The following is a 13,533-nucleotide window of genomic DNA, read 5'->3' on the forward strand; positions in this document are numbered from 1 at the left end:
TTGAATGAAAAAATTACTTTTTTTTATATTTCTATTTGCGCTATTTGGCAAGAGTTTTGCACAAGTAAAAACAACTATTGTTAAAGCTTTTGGTTATGAAAATTGTATTGCTTTAGAGAACAATATTGTAAAAGTAATCATAGACCCTAATGTTGGCGGACGTGTTTTAAGCTATACACTTAATGGTAAAAACATCTTATTTGAAAATCCCAAATTAAATGGAAGAACTTGGAAACAAGGAGCTCCAAGATTTGAAGTTAGTGGTGGTAGATTTGATATTGGTCCAGGATCAACAACTCCTTTTAGAGCAAGTTTTTTTAACACTTGGAAAGGTGAAATTACAGGAAAAAACGCAGCAAAATTAACAAGCCTTAAAGACACAGTTTTGGGTGTTCAATTGATAAGAGAATTTTATTTGGATGAGCATTCATCTAAATTGAGGTGTGTACAACACATCAAGAATATTAGTAATAAAAAACAATCTTATGCGCATTGGAGTAGAACATTTGCCAAAGGTGGAGGTATTTGTTTAGTGCCATTAAATCCAAATAGTAGATTGCCTAAGGGATATGCTATTTATCAATATAAAACTTCTTTGATAGATTTTAATCCACCAGAAGAAAAGGCTTTACGTGTTCGTGATGGCATTTTAGAAATGTTAGACACGCCAAAATATCCAAAATTTGTAATGGATAGTAACCAAGGTTGGACTGCCTATAACTCTAAAGATGATTTACTGTTCATCAAAAAATTTGAAGCTAATAAAAATACTATTTATGGAGATGTAATAAATAATCAAGTGTCTATATGGTATTACAAAGATGAAAAATGTGAAATAGAACCTATTGGGCCTTTAGAAACTATTTTACCTGGAGAAATGGCAAGTTTCACAGAAAACTGGTGGCTTTTAGAACACAAATATCCAGCAGATAAAAAACTTAATTTACAAAAAATAAAAACGATTTTAAAAACCTTAAAATGAAAAAAAACACAATTTTAAATTTGATTATGATCTTAAGTGTTGGTATTGTTTTTTCTCAAAAGAAAAACTCCAATACCAAACCTTATCCTTATAATAATCCAGTAATAAAACACATGTACACAGCAGATGCATCACCACATGTAATGCCAGATGGTCGTGTTTGGATGGTAACCTCTGTAGATCATGAAAATGGTGGAGGTTATAGTACAATGCACAAATACCACACGTTTTCATCAAAGGATATGGTAAACTGGGTAGATCATGGAGAAGTGCTAAATATTTATGATGTAATGGGTAAAGATAAAGAACCTAAAGGTGAAAATTGGGCACTTTGGGCGCCAGACATGGTCTATTATGAAGGCAAATATTACCTTTATTTTCCTGTGAGAATTGTATTAGGTAAAGATGGTGGTGAAGGAAAGCGTAAAGTAAAATCTTACATCGCAGTTGCTGTAAGCGATTCACCAGATAAAAAGTTTACTGTAATTAATGCTAAAATTGAAGGCACAAGAGGTATTGATCCATCTGTGTTTATAGATGATGATGGACAAAAATATTTGTATTATGGGCAACACATGGGCGCAAAATTAAAAGACAATATGAAAGAGTTAGATGGTAAACCTGTAAAACTAAAAGTTGATGACCATCGTTTTATGGAAGCTATTTGGATGAATAAAAAAGCTGGGAAATACTATTTATCTTATCATTCACATTATGACAAACCTATAGACCCTAATAATCCTGATGATTTATTTAGAAGAAAATCTAGGTTAGATTATGTGGTTGGAGATAATCCTTTAGGGCCTTTTGAATACAAAGGGATTTTAAATTACGAATTAGGGGTTAATGTAAATGAAGGTCCAAAATTACCGGGCAAAAACTATGTGCCTTGGCGTTTGTATCAATCTAATCATGGAGGTATAGTAGAGTTTCATGGGCAAGAATATTTATTTTATCATACATCTGCATTATCTTCTTGGAGACAAGATGAGTTTAAAGGTCCAGGAACTTGGACACAAAGATCTGTTTGTGTAGATAAAATTGTTTATGATGAATCTGGAACCATAAGACCTGTACAACAAACATTAAGCAGTGTTGATGCTGTAAAAGTAAATCAACCTTATGAAATCAATTTAAAAATAAAAAACAAAAAAGTAACTAATGATGTATTAAAATTCGAAAACATCAATTTAGGAACTGGATATTACTATGCAGGTTTGGAAGTAAAAGGAGTGCAAAAAACTGCAAAATGTGAGATACGTTTAGACAACCCAAAAGGAAAATTAGTTGGAACCATCATCATAAAAAAAGACGGAATTTATGAAACCTTTTTAAGAGAAGCCAAAGGAAAACGAAGCGTTTATTTGGTGTTTAAAGATGCTGAAAACATAAAAGTAAAATCAGCCAAATTCTTTGCAGGATCACCAAAATAAATATTTTTTCTGTTAATCTGTATTATTAAAAAAGCACTTTGTGTACAATAACACATCAAAAGTGATCTTTTACGCTAATCAAAAATTATTAGATACTCTAATTTTGAATAAAACAATAAAAAAATGAAAAGAGTACTACAACTTTTAATTATATTTTGTACACCTATTTTATTCGCGCAGCTGAAACACTATGATTGGCCTACAGATACAGGTCAAGCAGTTCTCTCAGACAAATATGAAGTATATGTTAAACATGGTTCTGATCCAGAAATACAATTAGAGGTTTTAATGTCTAATGCAGACCCTAATGATATTCAATATGATGGACAAACTACTGCATTAACAGGCAGAACATTTTCTTATGCTGCTGTCTCTTATAATGATATTACAGGCTCTGGATTAACTTTTAGGGTTGTTAAAACTTTTGGAGGAACTTCTACAAAAGCTAAAATAGCACCAAAAAGCTATAACATATCACCAACAGTTACATCCAATCAAGTAGTTTTTAATGTTAATGCTAACAATAAATACATTTCAATTAATTTTGATGATGATGCCAATGAAACAAATCCTCATAACTGGATAAAACACATGTTGATGATTTCTGTAGATCCACCAGAATTTGATGCGCCAAATCCTAATGATGCTGGTGTTGTTGTTTACTCTAACACGCTACTGCCTAGTACACTTAGAAATGCAACTACAATCTATTTTCCTTCAGGATACCATAATTTAAGAGATTATCAATTTGAGACTGATGTTATTGATGCAGATGGAATAATTTATTTAGCATCCAATAAAAAAATGTACCTAGAAGGCGGTGCATTTGTTGAAGGTTTAGTAAGTAGAACTGCATTTAACACCTCTAATCAAAAATTATTTGGTAGAGGCGTTTTAAACGGTCGCCAATATGAATGGCAGGATGGAAATGGAAATAAACCTTATGGAGAAATTGTACGACTTGGTGAAGGTGCACAAATAATAGGTGTCCATCTTTTAGACACACCTAAACACGGTATTGTTGGTAGAGACGATATGTTAGTAGAAAATATAAAATTTTTAGGATGGCACGCCAATAATGATGGAATTAGAATTGGTTCTGGCAGTGAAATTAGAAACAGTTTTATGCGCTGTGTAGATGATTTCTTTTACAATTATAATAATTATGTACACGATTGTGTTTTTTGGGCAGGCCATAATGGAGCTATTTTAACTTATGGTTGGGCTTCTATAGATACTGGTTCTTCATTCTTTGAAAACATAGATATTATAAATCCTGAATGGAGAGGTTTAGGAAACAACAACAGTTTGATTGCTGCTCAAGTAAACTTAGATTTTAATGTCATAGATTATGGTACAGGAGTTACAACAACGACTTTTAAAGATATAAGAATTGAAGGTTCAATACCGGGATTAACCAATTTAAAACCTCGATCTTCTAGTAATGGCATTCCATCCGCAGAACAAGTTCCTGCATCTACACTAGGTTATTTGGGAGATGTGCATTTTCAAAATATTACTGTAGAATCTCAATTTGAAAGAGGTAGAATAAGAGGACAAGCTAATGCTACCTCTGGAGGAGCAACTTACTACACTAAAAATATAAATTTTACCAATGTAAATATAGGTGGTACAAAATTAACAGAAGCCAATAAAAACATTTTCTTTGATATTGATGAAAACACAACACAAAACATTACTTTCGATGCAGATGATGGCTCAGGCGAGCAAACTACCTACACAGAAACTTTTAACAATATTTCATTAAACAACGTTTTAAACGATGCTAATAACCCCGGCTTAACTGCTACTGATTTTGATAAAATTTCTCCAGGAGATGGAGAGTGGTTTACTGTACAAGGCTTTGGTGTTACAGATTTTGGTATTCAAAGTACAGGGGGTAATCCTCAATACTATGTAAGTAGAGTTAGCTCTTCGAAATTTGCGAGAGCTTTTGCCTATGTTTATAATAATAGCGATGACTCTGTAACTGGTATATACGATTTAGGTTTTGACTACTTTTTTAATTCATCATTTTCTAACACTTCAAATGAACGTTTTGGTTATCGTATTTATGGCTTAACAGAAAACACTGTTTTAGGTAGTTTTCCACTAACAAGTGGTAGCGGTTTTTTTGGTGATAATAATGCCACAGGGTATAATAATGGTGGAGATGAAATGCAGCTTATTGGTCATACTGAACTCCCTATTTCAGACGATTGGACAAACTCAGGAAGTATTGCTGTAGATTTTGGTACGGCAGGTACTTACAAATATATAATTGTAATATTTGGTCAAGTTTTTGGAACAGATCAACAAAACCCCGAAACATTATTTGGTGTAGATAATGTAGTATTACCAACACAATCAAATCCACAAGTATTATCTCTAGAAAACAATAATTTACAATCAAAATTTTCAGTATATCCCAATCCTGTTAGCAATATTCTTAATCTTACAAATATTGAAGGAGATTTTTCTTTCAAGGTATTTGATATCACAGGTAAGATATTGCTAAATGGCACAAGAAAAGCATCTAACAAAATTGATGTAAGTTCATTAAAAAAAGGACTTTATTTTTTAGAAATCTCTTCCGAAACAATAAAAAGTATCAAGAAAATAGTTAAAAATTAAAAACATAAAGTTAAAATTTCTTATGAGAAAAAATATTTTAATAACATTAATGTTTTTTAGTAGTTCTCTATTATTTTCACAATTAACACATTATGATTGGCCTACAGATCAAGGAGAAGCTGTTTTATCAGATAAATACCAAGTTTTTGTTAAACATGGTTCAAATCCAGAAGAAGAAGTAGAAGTCTTAATGTCTGAAGCAGACCCTAACGATATTCAATATGGTTTTAAAACAGCAGAACTTACGGGAAGAACATTTTCTTACGCATCTATTGCTTACAATAAAGCAACAGGATCTGGTTTAACGTTTAGAATTGTAAAAAAATTTGGAAACATTTCTAACAGTGCTGAAATAGTTCCTAAAAGTTATAATATCTCTCCATCAATATCAAATGGAGAAGTTAGTTTTAGCCTAAATGACAACAATAAGTTTATATCTGTAAATTTTAAAGATTCTGAAAATGAAACAGCAAATGATAAATGGATAAAACACATGCTTACCATATTTGTGGATCCTCCAGAAACAGATGTTCCTAATTTAAATAGTTCTAGTGTAATTACTTATAGTAATTCGCGTCTTCCTAGCACCTTACAAAGTGCTGGTACTATTTATTTTCCTCCTGGATATTACAACTTAAAAGATTATCAGTTTAATGGTTCAATTATAAACGCAGATGGTGAGCTTACTTTACAAAATGGTCAAGATATATATATTGCAGGAGGTGCTTTTGTAGACGGATTAGTCTTAAGGCAAGGTTTTAATAATACAGGTCAAAAAATCTATGGTAGAGGCGTTTTATCTGGTAGATTGTTTCCTTGGCAAGATGGACAGGGCAATAAACCCTACAGACAAATTATTGAAATGGGGAAATTTGCAGAAATAAACGGTGTTCATGTTGTTGACTCTCCACTCCATGGAATTGTCTCTCCAAATAATATGACTATTACAAATTTGAAATTTTTAGGATGGCATTCAAATAATGATGCAGTAAGAGTTGGTCAGGATAGTGAGATTAAAAACAGCTTTATAAGAGCTGTAGATGATTTTTTCTACAACTTTGACAATTATGTACACGATTGTGTTCTTTGGGCAGGTCATAATGGAGCTATTTTAACTTATGGTTGGGGTGGTGATGGCGGAAACACCTACAATTCTGGAGCATCAACTCTTGAAAATATAGATATAATTAATCCAGAATGGACAGGATTAGGGAATAATAATGGTTTAGTGGCTTCTCAAACCGGTTTAGATTATAAACCTTTTGCTTACAATAATTCTAGTACATTAACTACTTTAAAAAATATTAGAATAGAGGGTACTATACCAGGTCTATTAAATTTAAAACCTAGATCTGATGGAGGCACACCAAATGCAGTAAAAGTACCACAAGCCAATTTAGGGTATCTAGGAGATTTACTATTAAAGGATATTACCGTAGAAAATCAATCAGGTAAATCTAGAATTAGAGGTCAGAGAAATGCTACTACTACTGGCAATAGTACTTATTTCGTTCAGAATGTTACAATGACAAATATTACCATTAATGGTAATGAGCTAAATAATATAACAGCTCCTGTTTATTTTGATATAGAGGCTGCTACCACACAAAATATTAATTTTGATATTGGTACAGGTTCATCAAATTCAGAACTAATAATCGAAGATTTTTCTGATACATCTCTTATACATTTACCAGATGTAGTAAGTGGTGCAGCTGGCGCAAATCAGAGGGGTATTACAAATGACGATATAGCAACAATAACGCCAGGAACAGGGAAATGGTTTGCTGTAGACACTTGGGGTGGTTCAGAACCATCAGAATACGACTTTGATATTCAATCCTCAGGTGGTAATCCAGATGCATTCCTTTCCAGAACCTCAACATCTCAATTTGCAAAAGGTGTTGCTTATGTATTTAATAATACAAATGGAGAAGCATTTGGTATTTTAAATATGTCTTTTGATTACAAATGGACTGCTCCTAGAAGTGCAGACAGATTGTCTTACAAAGTATATGGTATTCAAGACGATGAAAATAATGGAATAGAAGATTATATTAGATTAACAGGTGGTTCTGGTGCTTTTGGAGATAATGATGCCACAAAATATGTTGGGAGTGATGGTTCAGAATTAGCAGGGAATAATGAATTAGGAGTAGCAGATAATTGGACAACAGAAAACTTTGCTGTAGATGTAACAGGCTATGAATACATTGTTGTTGTTTTTGGTACTGCATTTGGTACAGCTATTAACACAAATGAAGAGAACATTAAAGATGTTTTTGGAATAGACAATGTTAGTGTACCAAAAAATAACACATTATCAACAATAGATTTTAAAGAAACTAATACAGTATTTATATACCCCAACCCAGTAAAAGACAAACTTACTATTAAAAATGTTCCAGATAATTTTTCTTATAAAATATTTGACATTTCTGGCAAACTTATTCAACAAAGTAAAGGTGCGAACGGACAAACTATAGAGGTAAGTAATCTGAAAAATGGTGTTTATTTCCTAGAAATCATCAACCATAAAAATAAAAGAAAAACTATTCAAAAAATAATTAAAACTTAAAAACGCAGTGCAACTAAGATATTTTTATTGATTTTATCTTGTTTAAAACAAAATAACAAATTAAAAGTTCTTACAAAACAATTACTTAACAGATACATAAATACTTTTATCATACTTAAATAAATATATAACTTTTTAATTATGAAAAAAATTACTTTACTAGCTGCTTTAATGTTAGCAGCTTTAACAAACGCTCAAACTACTTACACAGAAAACTTCGAAAATGTAAATATTGGTGGTGCTCCTAAACAAGGTGATGATTTAGGTATAACCAAAGAAAAATTTGACTTGGTAGTACCTGGTGATGGTGAATGGTTTTCTGTTATTACTAACGATCTTAAGGACATGGAGGTTATTGATGCTGCGAATGGTAGTGATGGTAAATACCTTGCAAGAGTTACAAACTCTCAATTTGCTAAAGGATTTGCATACGTTTATAACAATTCTGATAATTCTGTTACAGGTAGTTATACACTAAGTTTCGATTACTTTTTTGATGAAGCATTCGCTAATGAGGCAAACGAAAGATTTGGGTATCGTGTTTGGGGTATTGCTAATGATTTGGTTTTTGATCCTGGCAATGTTTCTGTAGATCATTTCCCAATATCAAGTGGTAATGGTAATTTTGGTGATAATAACTCAACAGACTTCCAAGATCAAAGTTTTTCTGCAGGTGCAGTAGAGTTAATTGGTCACACTCACTTGCCTACTTCAAATTCTTGGACTGGTTCTGGAGATATTGTTGTTGATTTTGGTGATGCTGGCACTTACAAGTATATTGTTGTTATTTTCGGTCAAGTGTGGGGAGGTGATGGTTCTGCAGATAACTCTAACAAGTTCGGTATTGATAATGTTGTTTTACCAACACAATCTAACCCACAAGTTTTATCTACAGAAAATATTGCAAAGCAAGCGTTTTCTGTATTTCCTAACCCTACTACTGACTTTTTAAACATTAAAAATTTAAACGGAGCATATTCATTTACAATTAGTGATGTTACTGGTAAACAAATACAATCTCAAAAAAACAAAACAACGAATCAAATTAATGTTCAATCTTTAAATAGCGGTTTATATTTATTAGAAATTATTGATGAAAACAATTCAAGGTCAGTTTCAAAATTTGTTAAAAGATAAATACCTTTACAACTGTTTTATAAAAGAGGTCGTCTAAAAAGTAATTTTTAGGCGATTTTCTTTTTTGTATATTTTTATGATCTGGTTTACTCTGACCACTAAGCCACATTTGTACTGAACTTGATTCAGTATAAAATGAATATTCTCACAAAGAGCTTGTTCTATTTTACGTGAGGTGTATAAATTACGTAAACAGGCATAAATAATTACTTTGAATAACATTCTTAGATGATAACTTGAGGTGCCTCCTCCTTTATAAATTTGCGTTAAACTACTAATATCAACTTGGTCTATAATTGTATTTACAATATGAACAGGATGATTTTTGGGGACTAAATCATCATAACTGGATGGTAAAAGACTTGATTGTGCTTGAGTATAGGTTTTAAAAACTACTTTTCTATTGATCATTAAAAATAAGAAATATCAGAAAAAAAGGCTATCTTTTCAGACAACCTCTTCTCTTCTTATCATTATTTTATTTTTCTTTTCCTGGTGGAAATCTTGCAACAATTTCTTTTACAAATAGCTTAATTCGTTCTTCCTTTTTCTCTACATTATCTAGTTTTAAAGCACCAGTTCCAATACCCTGCCAAATCAATTCCTTTTTATTTTTATCAATAAAATCTACAAATAATGTACCCTCTGTGTATTCGTTTACGTTAATATTATTGTAGTTCATTCCACCCCACATCCAAGGATTCCAACCCCAACCCCAGCCCCAGCCGAAATTATTGTTTTGGTTTATATTTACTTTTCTTCTCGATTTTGTAAAAAAGCTAACCAACATGTCTGGATTATCTGATTTGGCAAAACCTTGTGCTAATAACTCTCTCTCTAGCGCTCTTAACACTCTCTTTTTGTCTAATGAAGAAATATCTGCCTTATCAATTCCTGTTTTGTAAAATGCGAAAGTTTTATATTGATTAAAATCTACAGCCGTATCATAATCTGTAACTACTTTTACAGTATTACAAGAAAACAAGCTTACGAGTAGAAATAATGATACTATTTTTATAGTTTTCATAATATTAAGTTTAGCAGTAATTAAGCAAAAAATGTGCCAAAAAAAGCAATTTATAGCAACTTAGACTTTAAAATAATTATATATTCATAAAATAACACTTTATTTTAAAAATTCCTTAAATTGCATCACAAAATATAAACATTTATTACGAATGAAACAAATATCTCCTTATAAACCTAAACATAAAGTACGTATTGTAACTGCAGCTTCTCTTTTTGATGGCCATGATGCTGCCATAAATATTATGCGTAGAATTATACAATCTACAGGTGTTGAAGTAATTCATTTGGGCCATGATAGATCAGTAGAAGAAGTTGTGAATTGTGCTATACAAGAAGATGTAAATGCAATTGCTATGACATCTTATCAAGGAGGGCATAATGAATATTTTAAATATATGTACGATTTGTTGCAAGAAAAGGGTGCTGGACATATCAAAATTTTTGGTGGTGGAGGTGGAGTAATTCTTCCTGAAGAAATTAAGGAATTAATGGATTACGGAATAACTCGTATCTATTCTCCTGATGATGGAAGAGAGCTAGGTTTACAAGGTATGATTAATGATTTGGTGCAGAAAAGTGAACAAGCCCTTCCTAGCCTTCCCAAAGGGAAGGATCTCCAATCTGACGCAAAAAACAATGGGAAAGTTTGTAATGAAGATGGTAGTTGGTTGCTAGAATTAGAAAGTGAAAAAGTTTTAGAAAATCTAAAAAATAAAGATGTTAACACTATTGCTAGATTAATATCACTTGCAGAAAATAATCACACAGATTTTACAAATATTTTTTCCCCTTTAGGGAAATTAAAAGAAACTTCTTGTCCTGTTTTGGGAATTACTGGAACTGGTGGTGCTGGAAAATCATCTTTAGTAGATGAATTAGTACGTCGTTTTTTAATTGATTTTCCTAAAAAAACAATAGGAATTATTTCTGTTGATCCATCAAAAAGAAAAACTGGTGGGGCTCTTTTAGGAGATAGAATCAGAATGAACGCAATTAACAATTCTCGTGTTTATATGCGTTCTTTGGCTACTCGTCAATCTAATTTAGCATTATCTAAACATGTAAATGAAGCTATTGAAGTTTTAAAAGCAGCTGAATTTGATTTAATTATTTTAGAAACTTCAGGAATTGGACAGTCTGATACAGAAATCATTGAACATTCTGATACTTCGTTATATGTAATGACTCCAGAATTTGGTGCAGCAACACAATTAGAAAAAATTGACATGCTTGATTTTGCAGATTTGGTTGCTATCAATAAATTTGATAAAAGAGGTGCTTTAGATGCTGTAAGAGATGTAAAAAAGCAATATATGCGCAACAATAATTTGTGGCATATCAATCAAGAGGATTTACCAGTTTATGGTACAATTGCATCGCAATTTAATGATCCTGGAATGAATACTTTGTACAAAAGTATTATGGACAAACTAGTCGAAAAAACTGGAGCTGATTTACAATCAACTATGGAAATTACCTCAGCAATGTCTGAAAAGATCTTTGTAATTCCGCCAAAAAGAGTTCGTTATTTATCAGAAATTGCTGATGATAATAGAGATTATGACAAAAAAGTAGATGAACAAGTAATTGTTGCTCAAAAATTATATGGGATTTATCAAACGATTTTATCTTTATCTAATGTCATTTCGACAGAAATGGAGAAATCTTTTTTAATTAAAACTGGACTTGACAATGACGAGATCCTGAAACAAGTTCAAGATGACGATTTGCAATTTGTTAAATTGCTATTCTCACAATTCGAAAAAGTAAAACTAGACTTAGATCCTTACAATTGGGAAATCATTTTAAACTGGCAAGAAAAAGTTAACAAGTATAAAAACCTAGTTTATACGTTTAAAGTTCGTGATAAAGAAATAAAAATTGAAACCCACAGCGAATCGCTATCACACTCAAAAATACCAAAGGTTAGTTTGCCTAAGTACCAAGCTTGGGGAGATTTGTTACGCTGGAATTTACAAGAAAACGTGCCTGGAGAGTTCCCATACACAGCAGGTTTGTATCCGTTTAAAAGAACAGGAGAAGACCCTACAAGAATGTTTGCTGGTGAAGGTGGCCCAGAAAGAACCAACAGACGTTTTCATTATGTAAGTTTAGGCATGGATGCCAAACGTTTATCTACAGCTTTTGATTCGGTTACTTTGTATGGGAATGATCCTGATGTAAGACCCGATATTTATGGTAAAATTGGAAATGCAGGTGTATCTATTTGTTGTTTAGATGATGCCAAAAAGCTCTATTCTGGTTTCGATTTAACGCATCATATGACTTCGGTTTCTATGACTATTAATGGCCCAGCACCAATGTTGTTAGGTTTTTTTATGAATGCTGCCATCGATCAGAATTGTGAAAAATACATCAAACAACATCATCTTGAGGCTGAAGTTGAAGCAAAATTTAAAGAAATTTATGATGATAAAGGTATAGAAAGACCAAAATATCAAGGTGAATTACCAGAAGGAAATAATGGTTTAGGATTACTGCTTTTAGGTTTAACTGGTGATTTGGTGCTTCCATCAGAAGTGTATCAACAGATAAAAAAAGACACTTTAGCGCAAGTTAGAGGAACTGTACAAGCTGATATTTTAAAAGAAGATCAAGCACAAAATACCTGTATCTTTTCTACTGAATTTGCGTTGCGATTAATGGGCGATGTTCAAGAATATTTTATCGAAAAGCAAGTCCGTAATTTTTATTCAGTTTCTATTTCTGGATATCATATTGCTGAAGCTGGTGCAAATCCGATTACACAATTGGCATTAACCTTGTCTAACGGATTTACGTATGTGGAGTATTATTTAAGTCGTGGAATGGACATCAATAAATTTGGCCCGAATTTATCGTTTTTCTTTTCAAACGGAATTGATCCAGAATACGCTGTAATTGGAAGAGTTGCTCGTAAAATTTGGGCAAAAGCGATGAAAAACAAATACGGAGCCAATCCAAGAGCACAAATGCTAAAGTATCATATTCAGACTTCTGGACGTTCTTTACACGCTCAAGAAATCGATTTTAATGATATTAGAACTACACTTCAAGCCTTGTATGCCATTTATGATAATTGCAATTCTCTACATACAAATGCTTATGATGAAGCCATTACAACTCCTACTGAAGAATCTGTAAGAAGAGCCATGGCAATTCAATTAATCATCAATAAGGAATTAGGTTTGGCTAAAAACGAAAACCCAATTCAAGGCGCTTTTATTATAGAAGAATTAACAGATTTGGTAGAAGCTGCAGTTTTAGAAGAGTTTAATAGAATTACAGAAAGAGGTGGTGTTTTAGGTGCAATGGAAACCATGTATCAACGTTCTAAAATTCAGGAAGAAAGTTTGTATTATGAGACCTTAAAACACAATGGAGATTTTCCTATTATTGGTGTAAACACGTTTTTAAGTTCTAAAGGTTCGCCTACTGTTTTACCTGCAGAAGTAATTCGCGCTACTGAAACCGAAAAACAACATCAAATTAAAACAAAAGAAAATCTCCATGAGACACATCAAAATGTTGCTGAACATCAATTGAAAATTTTACAAGAAGCTGCTATTCAGAACGAAAATTTATTTGATAAATTAATGGAAGCCACAAAAGTGTGTTCTTTAGGACAAATTACTGAAGCTTTGTTTAAAGTTGGTGGGCAGTATCGTAGAAATATGTAAAATGCAATGCCTTTATAGATTTTGTAGGAATTGCTTATTACAGTAGCAATAGAAATTTTA

General features: G+C 32.1%; 8 protein-coding genes. 6 read left to right on the top strand and 2 right to left on the bottom strand.

Features of this window, described 5'->3' with window-relative positions; all coding sequences use genetic code 11:
• Positions 1 to 4: 4 nt before the first annotated feature.
• The 5 genes from ACW9UN_RS07760 (at position 5) to ACW9UN_RS07780 (ending at position 8,764) form a co-directional block, all read left to right on the top strand.
• Positions 5 to 982 carry a hypothetical protein gene (locus tag ACW9UN_RS07760; protein WP_459485490.1) on the top strand — a complete coding sequence of 326 codons (978 nt, stop codon included), beginning with the start codon at positions 5 to 7 and terminating at the stop codon, positions 980 to 982.
• Positions 979 to 2,415, top strand: a complete 1,437-nt coding sequence (locus ACW9UN_RS07765; protein WP_459485492.1) for a family 43 glycosylhydrolase — start codon at positions 979 to 981, stop codon at positions 2,413 to 2,415. The genes ACW9UN_RS07760 and ACW9UN_RS07765 overlap by 4 nt, the downstream gene beginning before the upstream one ends.
• A gap of 123 nt (positions 2,416 to 2,538) precedes the next feature.
• Complete coding sequence (locus ACW9UN_RS07770) at positions 2,539 to 5,049, top strand: T9SS type A sorting domain-containing protein (RefSeq protein WP_459485494.1); 2,511 nt, start codon at positions 2,539 to 2,541, stop codon at positions 5,047 to 5,049.
• Positions 5,050 to 5,071: 22 nt separating this feature from the next.
• A complete protein-coding gene (locus tag ACW9UN_RS07775) occupies positions 5,072 to 7,627 on the top strand; it encodes a T9SS type A sorting domain-containing protein (RefSeq protein WP_459485496.1) in 2,556 nt (851 codons plus the stop codon).
• Between the two features lie 141 nt (positions 7,628 to 7,768).
• Positions 7,769 to 8,764 (top strand): T9SS type A sorting domain-containing protein, encoded by a 996-nt coding sequence (locus ACW9UN_RS07780; RefSeq protein ID WP_459485498.1) that lies wholly within the window; start codon positions 7,769 to 7,771, stop codon positions 8,762 to 8,764.
• 33 nt (positions 8,765 to 8,797) lie between these two features.
• Here the strand turns inward: ACW9UN_RS07780 and ACW9UN_RS07785 are convergent, their stop codons facing one another.
• Positions 8,798 to 9,175 (bottom strand): transposase, encoded by a 378-nt coding sequence (locus ACW9UN_RS07785; RefSeq protein ID WP_459485500.1) that lies wholly within the window; start codon positions 9,173 to 9,175, stop codon positions 8,798 to 8,800.
• Between the two features lie 67 nt (positions 9,176 to 9,242).
• Positions 9,243 to 9,791 (bottom strand): DUF4136 domain-containing protein, encoded by a 549-nt coding sequence (locus ACW9UN_RS07790; protein ID WP_459485501.1) that lies wholly within the window; start codon positions 9,789 to 9,791, stop codon positions 9,243 to 9,245.
• A gap of 151 nt (positions 9,792 to 9,942) precedes the next feature.
• Here ACW9UN_RS07790 and ACW9UN_RS07795 point away from each other — a divergent pair, with 151 nt between their 5' ends.
• Entirely contained in the window at positions 9,943 to 13,473 is a 3,531-nt protein-coding gene (locus tag ACW9UN_RS07795) for a methylmalonyl-CoA mutase family protein (protein ID WP_459485502.1), read from the top strand.
• Positions 13,474 to 13,533: the final 60 nt, after the last annotated feature.

It is taken from the genome of Polaribacter litoreus (assembly GCF_054584775.1).